Consider the following 15,107-nt stretch of genomic DNA (forward strand, 5'->3'; position numbering starts at 1 on the left):
CAACAGTCGAATCACGATCCTGATGGTCGATGCAGAAGAGGGATGTTATGAATATAAAACCGGGCGATAACTGGCGCTGGTATTTTGATGAGGAACACGATCGTTTGATGTTGGATTTAGCCAACGGAATGATCTTTCGATCCCGCTTTGCGGCCAAAATGCTGACGCCAGATGCTTTTGAAGAATGCTCATTTTGTGTTGATGATGCAGCGCTCTATTACCAGTTTGAAGAACGAAGCCGTCAGACGGGATTAAAAAAAGAACAACGTGCAGAATTAATATTAAATGCGCTAGTTGCGCAGCGTTTTCTGAAACCGCTGATGCCAAAAAGTTGGCATTTTGCTCCACAGTCTTGTTCGGTAAGTCCGGCTTTGGGCGAAGTGGTTGCCGTGCAGGTTTCTAATACTGCCGAGCAGGCGCGTTTACTGGTGGTTGAGTCTGGAGATAGTGCCAGTTTATGTCTTTTAGCCCAGCCTTATTTGCAGCTGGCAGGCAAAGCCATGCAGCTTGGCGACGCAATTAAAGTGATGCACGACAGATTAATTGCCCTACAGCCATCCGCTGACGCTGAAGATATTTTGGCCTATGCCGTTTAATATATGCGGGCAGTAAATATCCCGCATATATCCATTATTAGAACAATAGCTATTATAGAACGACGACGATTAAGCTAATTTGATATCGCTTTTGGGAATGCAGCTACAGCTAAGAATGAGACCATTCTCGCCCACGGCGCTTTTCTTTAGCGGTGTAACTTCCCCTTCGTTTAGCGTTAATTTGCAAGAACCGCATAATCCTGCTCGGCAAGAATAGGGAATTCTGATCCCTTGAGCTTCCAGCTGCTCTAACAGAATCTGCTGGTTATTGCCGGTAAATACCTGCCCTTGATATTCAATTTTGACGCTTTTTTCGCCTGAATCTGGTACTGATAGAGATTCGTTTGTTTCTCCAGCGGAATAAAGGCGAGGAGGGCGAACGCTGAGTATTTCAACGCTATCCCCTTGGCGAATAACCCCACCGCTGCGTGCGATCATATTCATACCGAAATCCACATCGCCATTGTCTGCGGTGCGGAATGACTGCAAGGTTTTTAGCGGTTCACCTGCGGGGTGTTTACGGCCACGGTCGGTGCTCACGGTGGTAAGAATACAGCGGCTGCATGGTTTGACTAAATCAAAAATAATCTCGCCGATGCGGATAACCTGCCAGCTATCTTCATCAAAAGCCTGAGCTCCGCTAACGACAATATTCGGTCGAAACTGTTCAATACGAATGGCGCTTGGGCTGCGCTGCTGTAAATTCTGAAACGACGCTTCATTAATTAATAAAAAAGGGTAGCCGTCAGCAAACGTAAGCGGAATTTCTGGATGACGTTTTACGCGCCGGCTGAGCTCATCGCCTAGCCAACGAAGCTGAACGTCGCGCTTAAAATAGCGGCTAAGCCATACGTTTATCTGAGTCGGCGCAACCAGCGCGGTAAAATGATTGCCCCAAACTTCGGTAGGTTGTTGCTCATTAATAAAGTCACGCCATAACACCATAATACTTTCACCGTCTGGCGCGGTGAGAGCAATACCGTTTGGTAATAAAGACGGTGTGAATGTCACCATCTGTGGATTTTGGCGAGCGGTAATAAAGGTGCCGTCAGTTTCAGTTATCATCAACGCACGATCGAATGCTAAACCACTTGGCAAAACCTGAGCCTGTGAAAGCTGTAAGCCACGCATGGATTTTATCGGATGAACATACAGCTTTGATAACGTGATCATTTCAGCACTTCCTCGTTCCGTCGTTTTTAAAAGAATTTCAGCCGATCACTTTATGATACCTCGTTCATATTGAACAGATAGCGCAGCGTTTTCTTTTATGGGTACAGAACTATCGGTAGGTGTAGATGCGGTGGGGAAGAGATGCAGTGCCGATCGATAGATCTGCGACCGGCACTTAACGGTGAGTATTAACGCGCAATATAGGACTAGATAGGACTTAGTTCATCCCTAAGCGAACAAGATCGGTCGGAACGTAACGATCGCTGAGGTTATCAATATCCACGCATTTTGAACGACGGATTTGCGCTGAGGACAGGTTGTCACCGTGAATCGCGGTAATTACACCAATCTCACCGGTACCACTCACCATGACGCGGCTGCCAACTTTAATAGCGTTGCGGTTGCGATCGTATGTCATCACGCTTTCTTGGGTCATCTTCAGCTCCTCCTTCATCGTATATCATCGGTACATCATGAATTCGGCGTGAGATTTTAAAATTGTCATTTTGCAAAAAAAATGACTTTGATCAAATTTTTTATCACATATATATCTATGAAATCGTTAACTATAATTATTAATTGTGCTTATTTTGAACATTTTTAACAGAAAAGGAAAGATTGAAAATCACGCGTTAGGCAGCGCGTAAAAACAGGCTAAAAAGCGGGGCTGGCAAAAAGATAAAATGAAGGATGGCGGTTTTTCATAGAAAAGTATCAAATGTAGGGTCGTACAGGTTAAAATAGCTAATTAACTTACTGATATTCATTTGTCAGAACCTAGCAAACGGTGTGACTTGCTGCTTAGTTATAATGCATGGAGTTGCATAATCATTTGATTATTAAGCTTTTTCTGGCTTTTAGTCTCCGTAAATTCTCTTTAGTGATAGTGAAAACATGAAATCTCTGTTTGCCAGCACCGCGCGCGGTCTAGAAGAACTGTTAAAAAATGAACTCGAAGCCCTCGGTGCGCACTCCTGTCAAATTGTTCAAGGCGGTGTGCATTTCCAAGGGGATGATCGTTTGCTCTATCAGAGCCTGCTCTGGAGCCGTTTAGCTTCGCGCATTTTGATGCCGCTGAATGAATTTAAAGTCTATAGCGATCTGGATCTGTACCTTGGTGTACAGGCAATCGACTGGACTTCTATTTTTGGCGTCGATAAAACCTTTGCCGTGCATTTTACCGGCACCAACGAAGAAATTCGCAATAGTCAATATGGCGCGTTGAAAGTCAAAGATGCGATTGTGGATAGCTTCACGCGCAAAATTGATGCGCGTCCAACCGTTGCTAAACAAACGCCAGATATCCGCATTAACGTTTTCCTACAGCGCGAAACGGCCAGCGTGGCGTTGGATCTCAGCGGCGAAGGCCTGCATCAGCGTGGCTACCGCGACCTCACCGGTGCGGCACCGCTTAAAGAAACGTTGGCCTCGGCCATTGTGCTGCGTTCGGGCTGGAAAGTCGGCACTCCGATGGTCGACCCAATGTGTGGTTCCGGTACGTTGCTGATTGAAGCTGCAATGATGGCTTCCGATCACGCGCCGGGGCTGACCCGTCAGCACTGGGGCTTCACCGCTTGGAATGGCCATAACCCTGAATTGTGGCGTGAACTGATGTCGGAAGCACAGGTGCGTGCTCGCCGTGGTCTGCAAGAACAGGAAGGTCAGTCACGTTTCTTCGGTTCAGATAACGATCGCCGCGTGATTGAAATGGCACGAGCAAACGCCCGTCGTGCTGGCGTTTCCGAGCTGATTACGTTCAACGTAGCCGATGTAAGCAACCTGAAAAACCCGCTGCCAGAAGGCCCCACCGGTACCGTTCTGAGCAACCCGCCATACGGTGAACGCTTAGAAAGCGAACCTGCTCTGATTGCGCTGCACAATGCGTTAGGTCGCATCATGAAAGGCGCATTTGGCGGTTGGCAGCTCTCTTTATTCAGTGCATCTCCAGAACTACTGAGCTGCTTACAGCTGCGTGCCGAGCGCCAATTTAAGGCGAAGAACGGCCCGCTGGACTGTGTGCAGAAAAACTATCAGCTTGCAGAGAACCCGCTGGGTGCGCCAGCAGGTCAAATTGCTGAGGATTATGCCAACCGTCTGCGTAAGAATCTGAAGAAGCTTGATAAGTGGGCGAAGCAAGAAGGCATTGAATGCTACCGCGTTTATGATGCCGATCTGCCAGAATACAACGTTGCTGTCGATCGCTATGCCGACAAAGTGGTCGTGCAGGAATATGCGCCGCCGAAAACCGTTGATGCGCAAAAAGCACGTCAGCGTCTGTTTGACGTGATTAACGCTACGCAGTCGGTAATGAATTTACCGTCTAACAGCTTGATCTTAAAAACCCGTGAACGCCAGAAAGGCAAAAGTCAGTATGAAAAACTGGCACAAAAAGAAGAGTTCATGCTGGTTAAAGAGTACAACGCTGAGCTGTGGGTTAACTTAACGGACTATTTAGATACTGGGCTGTTCCTTGACCACCGTATTGCCCGCCGCATGCTGGGCGAAATGTGTAACGGTAAGGACTTCCTGAACCTGTTTGCTTATACCGGTACGGCTAGCGTTCATGCAGGGTTAGGCGGCGCACGTTCAACCACCACGGTGGATATGTCGCGTACTTACCTTGAGTGGGCAGAGAAAAACCTGCGTGCCAATGGGCTAACAGGACGTCAGCATCGTTTGGTTCAGGCTGACTGTTTATCTTATTTACATAACAGCGATGAACAATACGATGTGATCTTTATTGATCCACCGACGTTCTCGAATTCAAAACGTATGGAAGCCACGTTTGATGTGCAGCGCGATCATATTGATATTATGCGCAACCTTAAGCGTATGCTGCGTCGTCGCGGCACCATTATGTTCTCCAACAACAAGCGTGGATTTAAAATGGATCTTGAAGCGCTCGGCGCATTAGGTCTGGAAGCGAAAGAAATTACCGCTCAGACGTTGTCTCAGGACTTTGCCCGTAACCGTCAGATCCATAACTGCTGGCTGATCCGTCATGCTGGCGAGGAAAAGTAAGATATGTCGTTAATTAGTCTTTCCGGTGCATGGATTTCATTTAGTGATGCGCCGTTGCTCGATAACACCGAATTACACATCGAGCCAAATGAACGTGTTTGTCTGGTAGGCCGTAATGGTGCAGGCAAATCAACCTTGCTGAAAGTTCTGGGCAAAGAGTTACCACTGGATGATGGACGTATCATCTATGAGCAAGATTTAGTGGTTTCGCGTTTGCAGCAAGATCCGCCGCGTAATATCGGTGGAACGGTTTTTGATTTTGTCTCAGAAGGCGTTGCCGAGCAGGCTCAGCATCTGAAGGCTTATCATGATTTGCTGAAAAAGGTCGAATCCGATCCTAGCGAACAGAACCTGAATAAGCTTTCTGCACTGCAGGAGATCTTGGATCATCAAGGCCTATGGCGTATTGATAGCCGTATCAGCGACGTGCTGACCAAGCTGGGTTTGAACGCCGATACCGACTTGTCTGCGCTGTCGGGTGGTTGGCTGCGTAAAGCGGCTTTGGCTCGTGCGCTGGTATGTGAACCTGATGTGCTGTTGCTGGATGAACCAACGAACCACTTGGACATTGAAACGATCACGTGGCTGGAAGATTTCCTGAAGGAATTTACCGGCAGCATCGTCTTTATTTCCCATGACCGTTCATTTATTCGCAGCATGGCGACCCGCATCGTCGATCTGGATCGCGGTAAGCTGGTTTCTTGGCCGGGCAACTATGACGCTTATTTAATTGCGAAAGAAGAAGCGCTGCGCGTTGAAGAAATGCAAAACGCCGAATTCGATCGCAAGTTAGCGCAGGAAGAAGTCTGGATCCGCCAAGGGATCAAGGCGCGTCGTACCCGTAACGAAGGCCGTGTTCGCGCATTGAAAGCAATGCGTAACGAGCATGCCGAGCGCCGTAGTGTGCAAGGCAATGCCAAGATGCAGGTTGAAGAGTCTCTGCGCTCCGGCAAAATTGTCTTTGAGATGGAGAATGTTAATTACAGCGTGGCCGGCAAAACGCTGGTGCGTGATTTTAGCGTTCAGGTTAACCGTGGCGATAAGATCGCGCTGGTTGGGCCAAACGGCTGTGGTAAAACCACACTGCTGAAACTGATGCTGGGCCAATTGCAGCCAGACAGCGGGAAAGTGCGTTGCGGGACTAAGCTAGAAATTGCGTACTTTGATCAGCATCGCGCAGAGTTAGATCCGGATAAAACCGTGATGGATAACTTGGCAGAAGGTAAGCAAGAAGTCATGGTAAACGGTCGTCCACGCCATGTTTTAGGGTATTTGCAGGACTTCCTGTTCCATCCTAAACGCGCGATGACGCCAGTACGCGCCTTGTCAGGCGGTGAACGTAACCGTCTATTGCTCGCTAAGCTATTCCTGAAGCCAAGCAATTTACTCATCCTCGATGAACCGACCAACGATTTAGATATCGAAACATTGGAATTGTTGGAAGAGCTGGTCGATGGTTATCAAGGCACGGTTATGCTGGTTAGCCACGATCGTCAATTCGTCGATAACTCCGTGACTGATTGCTGGATCTTTGAAGGTAACGGCGTGATCAACAGCTACGTGGGTGGTTATTACGACGCGCACAAGCAAAAAGCCGATATGCGTTCTTTCAGCCAACAAGCCGCGTCTAAACCTCAGGCGAGTGCAAGTGCTCCTAAAGCTGAAGTAAAAAAGCGCAGCAATAAGATGAGCTATAATTTGCTACGTGAATTAGAGCAGCTTCCTGCCCGTCTTGAAGAGCTGGAAACCGAGCTGACGGCTTGGCAGGAAAAAGTGGCTAAACCTGACTTCTTCAACCAATCCCATGAAGAAACTCAGAACGTTCTGCAAAAGATGGCGGAAGTCGAGCAGCAGCTTGAAACGGCGTTTGAGCGTTGGGAAGAGCTAGAAGCAATGAAGAATGCTTAATCGATCTGCCTAAGACGGAATCAAGCCTGACTAACGCGGAGTGAAGTGTTGTGTCAGGCTTTTTTATGCATTTTATGTAGCAACCGAATAGTGGGAAGAAATCATGTGTTCTAAACATCATCTGGATTCAGAAAACAAAATATTATGCCCGCAATGTGACATGCTGGTGGAGCTGCCCGTATTGCCAGAGGGCTCTAAAAGTAGCTGTCCTCGTTGTCATACGACCTTAATGGTGAAGTGGCGAGAGCCGCGTCGTCAGCCCGTGCTATACGCCATCTGTGCGCTGTTTATGCTGGTGCTGGCCAACCTGTTTCCCTTTGTTAACATGTCCGTTGCAGGCATCCGCAATGCCATTACCCTGATTCAGATCCCGCAGGTGTTGGTTTCAGAAGACTATGCCAGCATGGCGTCGCTGTTTATGATTTTCGTTCAGTTGGTTCCTGCGTTTTGTATGGTTTCGATTATTCTGCTTAATTTGCGGGTACCGATGCCGAGAGAACTTAAGGTCATGATGGCGAAGATCCTCTTCAAATGCCGCTCGTGGTGCATGGTTGAAATCTTCTTAGCGGGGGTGTTGGTCAGCTTCGTGAAGCTGATGGCCTACGGTGACGTCGGTGTGGGTACCAGTTTCCTGCCTTATTGCCTATTTTGCGTTCTGCAGGTGCGCGTATTCCAAGTGATCGATAAACGACTTCTGTGGAGTGATATTGCGCCCGCGCCGCAGCATCCAGAAAATTTACGCGTTGGCCTGACCGGTCTTCAGCAAGGGCTGCGCTCTTGCTCATGCTGTTCGGCTATTCTACCCGCCGATCAGTTGTTGTGCCCGCGCTGTCATAGTAAGGGGCATGTACGTCGCCGTAACAGCTTGCAATGGACGATGTCCTTACTCATCACGGCAATTATGCTGTATATCCCCGCAAACGTTTTGCCCATTATGGTGACGCAAGCGTTGGGCACCAAGCTGACTTCAACGATTATGGCCGGGGTTATTTTGCTATGGGGCGAAGGCTCATATCCGGTCGCTATGGTTATTTTTATCGCCAGTATTATGGTTCCCACGCTGAAAATATTAGCGATAGGGTGGCTATGCTGGGATGCCAAATATGCCACTCGCGGTGACAGCGAGCGTATGCATTTTGTTTATGAAATTGTGGAATTTGTGGGGCGCTGGTCAATGATTGACGTATTTGTTATCGCGGTGCTTTCTGCGTTAGTAAATATGGGGCAATTGATGAGCATTTACCCTGATATTGGAGCGTTACTTTTTGCGATGGTGGTAATTATTACCATGATCTCAGCGATGACATTTGATCCTAGATTGATCTGGGATCGGGAACGTGGCTTAACGTACAAGGAGCCTCAAAGTGAATGAGCAAGAAACTGGCGTAGCTAAGGTTGAAAAAATCAAACGCTGGTCCCCTGTCTGGATTGTCCCTATCGTCACGGCACTGATCGGTGCATGGGTGATTTTTTATCATTTTAGCCATCAAGGACCGGAAGTGACGTTGATTACCTCTAGCGCAGAAGGGCTAGAAGGTGGAAAAACGGCGATCAAAAGCCGTAGCGTTGACGTGGGCATGGTGGAAACTGTCACGTTAAATGAGGATTTGACGCAGGTTATCGTCAAAGCACGTTTGAATTCAGGAATGGAAAAGCTCCTGCGCAAAGACAGCGTGTTCTGGGTGGTAAAACCACAGATTGGCCGTGAAGGTATTTCTGGGCTTGGAACGTTGCTCTCAGGGGCTTACATTGAGCTACAGCCGGGCTCAAATAAAGAGGATCGCGACGAGTTCAATTTGCTTGATCAGCCGCCGTTAGCGCCACCGGATGCGAAAGGGATCCGTGTAACGTTAAACAGCGAGCAGGCTGGGCAGCTTAGCCCTGGCGATCCCGTATTGTTCCGTGGTTTACGCGTAGGCTCCGTTGAAACTAGCCAGTTTGATCCGAAAAACCGCCAAATTCACTATCAGATCTTCATCTCTGCGCCATATGACACCTTGGTCACAGACAATGTGCGCTTCTGGATCGACAGCGGTGTTGCATTCGATATGTCTGCTCAGGGCATGCGTGTGGAAATGGGCTCATTAACCACGCTGTTTAGCGGTGGCGTAAGCTTTGATGTGCCACAAGGCTGGTCAGTCGGCAAGCCTGCGGCCAATCAGTCTCAGTTTGCTCTGTTTGATAACCAGCGAAGCATTCAGGAATCTCTCTATACCGAACATAAAAGTGTGCTGATGTTCTTTAGTGATTCTATTCGTGGTCTGCAAGCAGGGGCTCCGGTTGAATTCCGCGGTATTCGTTTAGGTACGGTGGCTGAAGCACCTTACTTTGTGACGGGTCTAAGCCAGAAACTGGACTCCGATTATCAGATTCCGGTCTTGGTCAATATCGAGCCGGGACGTATTCAGCAAAAATTGGGTGATAACTTTAACGTTGAGCAACACCTGTTCTCCGGCGTAGGGGAAGGTTTACGTGCATCGCTGAAATCGGCCAACTTGCTAACTGGCTCGCTGTATATTGATTTGGACTTCTATCCACAGGCTAAGCCGTGGAAAGGACCGCGTAAAATTGATGGCTGGCCGGTGGTGCCTACGGTGAGCGGTGGCTTGGCGCAGTTGCAACAGAAACTGACTGCGACACTCGACAAAATCAACTCGTTACCTATCGAGCCAATGATTAATGAAGCGACTAATACCTTGAAAGCCAGCCAGAAAACGATGGCAGAAACGCAGAAAACGTTGGATGCGTTGAATAAACTGGTTTCAAGTAAAGAGGCGCAGGCATTGCCAGCGGATATGCAGAAAACGCTAACTGAGCTGAATCGCAGTGTGAAAGGCTTCCAGCCTGGTTCGCCAGCCTATAACAATATGGTCGGTGACATGCAGCGCTTGGATCAGGTGTTACGTGAGCTACAGCCGGTACTGCGCACGCTAAATGAGAAGAGCAACTCGCTGGTATTTGAAGCGCCAGCTGGCAAAGATCCGCAGCCTAAGAGGACAAAATAATGAAAATCTGGATGCTGGGAGCGGCTGCGTTATTGCTGAGTGCATGCAGCGGCCAACCACAGAAAAGTTACTATCAGCTGCCTGTTCCCGTGGCTAGCACGGCGGTGGTGCAAGCGCCCGTTAACAGCGACACACATCAGCTATGGCTTGAGCGTGTGAACGTGGCGGACTTTCTGAGCGCCCTTGGCGTGGTTTATCAAACTAACGATGTGCAGTTTGTCACCGCCGGGAATAATCTTTGGGCAAGCCCGCTGGAACAACAGCTCCAACAAACGATGGTCGCGAATTTGAGTGTGGCGATGTCGGGTTGGATTGTTTCATCTCAGCCGCTGGGTAATGCTCAAGATACGCTAAATATTAGCGTGACAGGCTTCCATGGTCGCTATGATGGCAAGGCCGTTATCAGCGGTGAATGGATATTAACGCGTAATGGTCAACTGACTAAGCGAGCGTTCAACCTAGTGCTTCCTGTGCCGCAGGACGGCTATGATGCGTTGGTGAAGACGCTCGCGGAAGGCTGGCAACAGGAAGCGCAGCAGATCGCACGTCAGGTTCAGTAATACGCTAGGCTAAAAGTGTCTAAATAAACCCCGGTCAGAGCCAATATCGCTGACCGGGGTTTTCTTTATGTAGAACAGATGATTGTGACATATCGCGTTAAATACTGTTGTGCGGCGACGTCTTGTCGCTCACATTTGTGACACTGGTATGAATTTTGCGCATTGACCCTCAGGCTAAAAGCGGCTATTGATTATGTGTGATGGCGAAAAATCCATCACTGTTTTCTTTCCAGCAGAACTGAAAATGAGGGAAACGAGGCATGAAGAGACAAAAACGCGACCGCCTAGAACGGGCTCAATCACGTGGGTATCAGGCTGGTATTATCGGGCGCTCAAAGGAGTTTTGCCCATATCAATCGGTAGATGCAAGGTCACATTGGTTGGGAGGCTGGCGGCAGGCCATGGAAGACAGGTCGGTAATGGCCTGATGGTCATCGCTATCAATTCGGATTAGCAATAAAAACCTCTGTTCGCGCAGAGGTTTTTATTCAGTAGAACAGCTAGTTTATGAATATATACAAGATTCATTTATAATTTATATATAAATTAATCTCCTATGTTTTTAATTCTCAGTTAAATTAGGCTTTATTTTTTATAACCTATCAGATAATGTATTATTGAATGAATTATTATTGGAATATGAATTCATTCCATGGACGAATAATTTGGTTTTTCATATCTTAAATTATTATTAATTTAATGAATTGTATTATGCCAAAAATGGAGTTTGCTATTTGGAGTTATTGGGATGTTTGAACATCAGGATAGTTTAAAATCATTAAGGAAGTTTGACCTAAATTTATTAACGGTCTTCGAAGCTGTTTATTTTTATAAGAGCGTTAGTAAAGCCGCTGATATTTTAGGTATGACATCTCCAGCGGTAAGCCAGAGTATCCAAAGACTCAGACAGTACTTTCCAGACCCTCTATTCATCAGGGATGGAAAGGGGATATCTGCGACGGTTTTTGCTGATAGCATGCATGAGAACATAAAGGGAAGCTTAAATGGCATCATTGATATTTTTGCAGATAAGGGAGATAGCATCAGGAATCTGGTGATCTGGAGCGACCCTCACCTCGCTCAGCTATTGATACCAGATGTCTGCAACCACCTTATGTCGTCGGCCAAGATTAAGTGCCGAATCGCTCATAATCTGTTGCCTGAGGATCCTATCGAAGTAGAACATGCGTTGCTATACCATAAAGCAGACATCATTTTTGATATTGTCCCAATCTATAACTCGGCTATAGAATCTGAGCTAATTTATAGTGAGGATATTGTGATGGTTTGTGGTAAAAACCATCCAAGAATCAGTGGTGGCGTGGCGGGTGGCCGCATAATGGATGAACGTTATACAACAATTACTAAAAATAGAAAAAAAATTAATGAATTCAGAACAAAAATAGATACCCTCTTAGGAAGTAAAAGAACGGTGTCATTTGCATCGCCTTCTTTGATTACGGCTTTAGCCGTGATTGAAAAAACAAATGACGTCGGTTTTTTCCCTGAGTCAATGTATGAAAAATTTAAAGATATATATAATCTGAAGCGTCTAGATTGCGAGGTTGATTTAGGGACTTATGAAATCTATATGTCTTACAGTAAAAAGGCACAGCAGGATAAGGCGTTATTAGATCTCATTAATAAAGTTAAAGAGGTCTTGATTACGAATAACACCGTTGTTCATCGTTAGATAACGAAATGTCTCTTATTTAGAAAACAAAAAGCGCAGCAAGTTGCTGCGCTTTTATTATTCATTCATGGCAAGAGCCACAGATCCTAACGCATTAGAATGCGCTGGTATCTTTGAATAAACCTACTTTCAGATCAGATGCGTTATAGATCACCTGACCATCAACTAATACTTCACCATCAGCAATACCCATGATTAAACGACGGTTGATAACGCGTTTAAAATGAATACGGTAGGTGACTTTTTTCGCAGTAGGCAGAACCTGACCGGTAAATTTCACTTCACCCACGCCAAGTGCACGTCCTTTGCCTTCGCCGCCTAACCAGCCAAGGTAGAAGCCGACCAGCTGCCACATCGCATCTAAGCCTAAACATCCTGGCATCACGGGATCGCCAACGAAATGGCAACCAAAGAACCATAGGTCAGGATTGATATCCAGCTCAGCTTCTACATAGCCTTTATTGTAGTTACCGCCGTCTTCGGTCATTTTCACGACACGATCCATCATCAGCATATTGCCTGACGGCAGTGGTGGCCCACCAGCGCCGAACAGTTCACCGCGTCCAGACGCTTCAAGGTCTTCTTTAGTATAAGATTCGCGTTTATCTACCATAATTCTTGTAAGCCTTATTTTAATGAAGGGTGCATGTTAGCTAACACGTGTACGCTGAACAAGTCCGATCAGCCATGGTTGAACCAGTTTAGCCAGCGTAGTGGCCAAGGCAATTGGCGCTTATCCATTGGGCTGATAGCGGCAATTCGATCTTGTATTGCACCGATGAGGCTAGGCCCCGTCTCACTACGGTATACTACGCCGGTCAGAATTGGCAGTGCATCTTCTGCATTCTCGACGGCCCAAAGATGGAAGGTTCCAGCTTTAACCGCTTCGATAACTTCTGCACTTAAGCATAAATGACGAGCGTTGGTTGCCGGAATAATCACGCCCTGAGAGCCCGTTAAGCCACGACGCTGACAGGCTTCAAAGAAGCCTTCAATCTTCTCATTAACGCCGCCAATAGGCTGTACGTGTCCAAATTGGTCCACGGAGCCGGTGACTGCGATCTGTTGATTGATTGGCGCAAGAGAAAGTGCGCTGACCAATGCACAAAGCTCGGCAAGTGAAGCGCTGTCGCCGTCAACTTCACCATAAGATTGCTCGAAAACAATAGACGCAGAGAAGGGGAGCTGTTGCTCTAAATCTAATTCAGAAATCAGGAAGGCTTGCATAATCATCATGCCCTTGGCATGAAGATTCCCGCCCAGCTCCGCTTTGCGTTCTACGTCCGTAAATTCGCCATCGCCCAGATGCACCGCGCAGGTAATGCGCGAAGGCTCGCCAAACATCAGTGGGTGGCCTGGGTATTCTAATACCGACAAGCCGTTGATTTGGCCAATGACCTCACCCTCGGTTTCTATCAGGATTTGGCCTAGCTCAATTTCATCATGCATGCGTTCGGCAAGATAACCCTCACGCCAGCGGCGAGAGGCGATCGTTTCATTGAGGGCTTGGGCATCAATAACCTCGTTGCTATGCAACGCGGCTTCACGCAGCGTGCGTGCAATGAGCGTTGGGCTAAGCGGCAACGTGCCTTGATCGCCAATGGCTCGGATGGCCGTATTAACGAGGATTGGCCATGCATCTTCCGCAATGGGGGGAAGCTGATATTCGTTGGCAATGGTAGTCACCAATGAGCACCAACGCTGCATATCTTCGGTATCTACCAATGACATATCGGCTTCAAACTCACCGTAAATTGAGTTGAAGCATAAGTCAGGTTCCATATCCTGGAAATCAGCTAATCCTTCACGGTCGCTGACCAGAATGACCTTAAGATCGATTGGCATATCCGGAATGTGAACTGGCAGAGGCTTATTCTCATCAGGTGAGAACCATTTGAATTTTCTGCCGAGAACGATTTGTTTCAATCGCAGCCAAAGCAGCGGTTGAGCAAGCATAGTTCGCAACGACAGGATTAACACACCGCCGTTTGCTTTATGGACCATGCCTGGTTCAAGGGTGATTTTCCCATTGGATTGACGAACCGTGCCAAACAGCTGCTCACCTTCGTACCAGTCGGCAAAAAGTGACGTTGTGGTGGCTGCAAAATTCGCCTGAGGATTATCAGCTGGCATGATGCTGACATGCATACCATCGATGTGATATTGGCTGCCTCGCAAGGTGAGCTCCGGTAATAACTCTCCGGTCGCACGATGCAGGATTGCCAAATACTCATAGGTCTCCTCTGCCTTCAGGATCATAAAAGGTGAAGGCGATTGCGGATGACAGAAATGGGCCAAGCTGTTTTCCAAGCGTGGCTGATATTCTGAGAACGTCAGCGCAGGCTGTTGTGCCGCCGCAGAGAAAACAGACTGATAAGGTGTCGTATCGGGCAGTAGCGATTGCCAGTCGAGTCGATAATTGCTCAAAGTCGTCAATTTTATTGTCAGTAGGAAAACCGCAATTATACAAGATTCCACCGCCCTGCACAGGAAACAACGGCAGAAGAGTTAAAAGGAAGTGATTTCGAGGCAGCGCTGGATAAAAAACAATCAATAATAAAATATGAAATATCTGCAAAACTAAAAAAAGTTGTTATTCTTATGGGAAGTTACCGTGTCACTGGCAGATATCTCAATGAAATACCAACAGCTTGAAAATCTGGAAAGTGGGTGGAAGTGGAAATACTTGGTGAAGAAACACCGAGAAGGCGAAGCGATCACCCGTTATCTAGAAACTAGTATGGCCCAGCAGGCTGTTGATCTGCTGCTAAAGCTTGAGAGTGAGCCTGTTAATGTTCACGAGTGGATCAGGGAACACATGAATCCCGATCTGCAAAACAAGATGAAACAAACCATCCGTGCGCGGCGAAAGCGTCATTTCAACGCCGAGCACATGCATACGCGCAAGAAATCTATCGATTTAGAATATTTGGTTTGGCAACGTTTGGCTGGGCTTGCTCATCGGCGCGGCAGTACGCTATCTGAAACCATCGTTCAGCTCATTGAAGATGCAGAACGCAAAGAACAGTATGCCAACCAGATGTCATCGCTGAAGAAGGATTTGCAGTCATTTTTGGGTAAGCCCTCGGAATAACACCGATTTCACCCTTAGCTCCTGCCAATCGTGATTGCTACGCACAATGACCGCTAA

General features: G+C 47.4%; 13 protein-coding genes. 9 read left to right on the forward strand and 4 right to left on the reverse strand.

Annotated features, from left to right (window positions below; all coding sequences use genetic code 11):
• The first annotated feature begins 47 nt into the window (after positions 1 to 47).
• Positions 48 to 596 carry a cell division protein ZapC gene (locus DSM2777_RS13700; protein ID WP_046457954.1) on the forward strand — a complete coding sequence of 183 codons (549 nt, stop codon included), beginning with the start codon at positions 48 to 50 and terminating at the stop codon, positions 594 to 596.
• Between the two features lie 69 nt (positions 597 to 665).
• Here the strand turns inward: DSM2777_RS13700 and DSM2777_RS13705 are convergent, their stop codons facing one another.
• Together DSM2777_RS13705 and ydfZ are read right to left on the reverse strand one after the other, a co-directional pair.
• Complete coding sequence (locus DSM2777_RS13705) at positions 666 to 1,769, reverse strand: YcbX family protein (protein ID WP_061554242.1); 1,104 nt, start codon at positions 1,767 to 1,769, stop codon at positions 666 to 668.
• 217 nt (positions 1,770 to 1,986) lie between these two features.
• On the reverse strand, positions 1,987 to 2,190 hold the full coding sequence (gene ydfZ / locus DSM2777_RS13710) for a putative selenium delivery protein YdfZ (RefSeq protein WP_046458176.1): 204 nt from the start codon (positions 2,188 to 2,190) through the stop codon (positions 1,987 to 1,989).
• A 473-nt stretch (positions 2,191 to 2,663) separates the two neighbouring features.
• Between ydfZ and rlmKL the strand changes: the two genes are divergently transcribed.
• From rlmKL to DSM2777_RS13745, 7 genes are all read left to right on the forward strand, one after another.
• Positions 2,664 to 4,790 carry a bifunctional 23S rRNA (guanine(2069)-N(7))-methyltransferase RlmK/23S rRNA (guanine(2445)-N(2))-methyltransferase RlmL gene (gene rlmKL, locus DSM2777_RS13715; RefSeq protein ID WP_061554243.1) on the forward strand — a complete coding sequence of 709 codons (2,127 nt, stop codon included), beginning with the start codon at positions 2,664 to 2,666 and terminating at the stop codon, positions 4,788 to 4,790.
• 3 nt (positions 4,791 to 4,793) lie between these two features.
• Complete coding sequence (locus DSM2777_RS13720) at positions 4,794 to 6,698, forward strand: ABC transporter ATP-binding protein (protein WP_061554244.1); 1,905 nt, start codon at positions 4,794 to 4,796, stop codon at positions 6,696 to 6,698.
• Between the two features lie 103 nt (positions 6,699 to 6,801).
• Positions 6,802 to 8,070 carry a membrane integrity-associated transporter subunit PqiA gene (gene pqiA, locus DSM2777_RS13725; protein ID WP_061554245.1) on the forward strand — a complete coding sequence of 423 codons (1,269 nt, stop codon included), beginning with the start codon at positions 6,802 to 6,804 and terminating at the stop codon, positions 8,068 to 8,070.
• Entirely contained in the window at positions 8,063 to 9,703 is a 1,641-nt protein-coding gene (gene pqiB, locus DSM2777_RS13730) for an intermembrane transport protein PqiB (RefSeq protein ID WP_061554246.1), read from the forward strand. Before pqiA ends, pqiB begins: the two co-directional genes overlap by 8 nt.
• Entirely contained in the window at positions 9,703 to 10,263 is a 561-nt protein-coding gene (gene pqiC / locus DSM2777_RS13735; RefSeq protein WP_061554247.1) for a membrane integrity-associated transporter subunit PqiC, read from the forward strand. Before pqiB ends, pqiC begins: the two co-directional genes overlap by 1 nt.
• Before the next feature lie 260 nt (positions 10,264 to 10,523).
• Entirely contained in the window at positions 10,524 to 10,691 is a 168-nt protein-coding gene (rmf, locus tag DSM2777_RS13740) for a ribosome modulation factor (protein ID WP_004095659.1), read from the forward strand.
• 320 nt (positions 10,692 to 11,011) lie between these two features.
• Positions 11,012 to 11,956: a LysR family transcriptional regulator gene (locus DSM2777_RS13745; RefSeq protein WP_061554248.1), complete on the forward strand. Its 945-nt coding sequence runs from the start codon at positions 11,012 to 11,014 to the stop codon at positions 11,954 to 11,956.
• A 94-nt stretch (positions 11,957 to 12,050) separates the two neighbouring features.
• Here the strand turns inward: DSM2777_RS13745 and fabA are convergent, their stop codons facing one another.
• Both fabA and DSM2777_RS13755 read right to left on the reverse strand, forming a co-directional pair.
• On the reverse strand, positions 12,051 to 12,569 hold the full coding sequence (gene fabA / locus DSM2777_RS13750) for a bifunctional 3-hydroxydecanoyl-ACP dehydratase/trans-2-decenoyl-ACP isomerase (RefSeq protein WP_061554249.1): 519 nt from the start codon (positions 12,567 to 12,569) through the stop codon (positions 12,051 to 12,053).
• Positions 12,570 to 12,637: 68 nt separating this feature from the next.
• On the reverse strand, positions 12,638 to 14,383 hold the full coding sequence (locus tag DSM2777_RS13755; protein WP_174521882.1) for an AAA family ATPase: 1,746 nt from the start codon (positions 14,381 to 14,383) through the stop codon (positions 12,638 to 12,640).
• Between the two features lie 208 nt (positions 14,384 to 14,591).
• Here DSM2777_RS13755 and matP point away from each other — a divergent pair, with 208 nt between their 5' ends.
• Entirely contained in the window at positions 14,592 to 15,050 is a 459-nt protein-coding gene (gene matP / locus DSM2777_RS13760; protein WP_040045932.1) for a macrodomain Ter protein MatP, read from the forward strand.
• The last annotated feature ends 57 nt before the right edge of the window (positions 15,051 to 15,107 follow it).

It is taken from the genome of Obesumbacterium proteus, from assembly GCF_001586165.1.
GTDB lineage: Bacteria > Pseudomonadota > Gammaproteobacteria > Enterobacterales > Enterobacteriaceae > Hafnia > Hafnia protea.

What these genes read in the sequence shown, in the direction of transcription:
- DSM2777_RS13745 (WP_061554248.1), top strand. Translation starts at nt 11,012, where the DNA reads ATGTTTGAACATCAGGATAGTTTAAAATCATTAAGGAAGTTTGACCTA.
- rmf (WP_004095659.1), top strand. Translation starts at nt 10,524, where the DNA reads ATGAAGAGACAAAAACGCGACCGCCTAGAACGGGCTCAATCACGTGGG.
- rlmKL (WP_061554243.1), top strand. Translation starts at nt 2,664, where the DNA reads ATGAAATCTCTGTTTGCCAGCACCGCGCGCGGTCTAGAAGAACTGTTA.
- pqiC (WP_061554247.1), top strand. Translation starts at nt 9,703, where the DNA reads ATGAAAATCTGGATGCTGGGAGCGGCTGCGTTATTGCTGAGTGCATGC.
- DSM2777_RS13720 (WP_061554244.1), top strand. Translation starts at nt 4,794, where the DNA reads ATGTCGTTAATTAGTCTTTCCGGTGCATGGATTTCATTTAGTGATGCG.
- matP (WP_040045932.1), top strand. Translation starts at nt 14,592, where the DNA reads ATGAAATACCAACAGCTTGAAAATCTGGAAAGTGGGTGGAAGTGGAAA.
- DSM2777_RS13700 (WP_046457954.1), top strand. Translation starts at nt 48, where the DNA reads ATGAATATAAAACCGGGCGATAACTGGCGCTGGTATTTTGATGAGGAA.
- fabA (WP_061554249.1), bottom strand. Translation starts at nt 12,569, where the DNA reads ATGGTAGATAAACGCGAATCTTATACTAAAGAAGACCTTGAAGCGTCT.
- DSM2777_RS13705 (WP_061554242.1), bottom strand. Translation starts at nt 1,769, where the DNA reads ATGATCACGTTATCAAAGCTGTATGTTCATCCGATAAAATCCATGCGT.
- pqiA (WP_061554245.1), top strand. Translation starts at nt 6,802, where the DNA reads ATGTGTTCTAAACATCATCTGGATTCAGAAAACAAAATATTATGCCCG.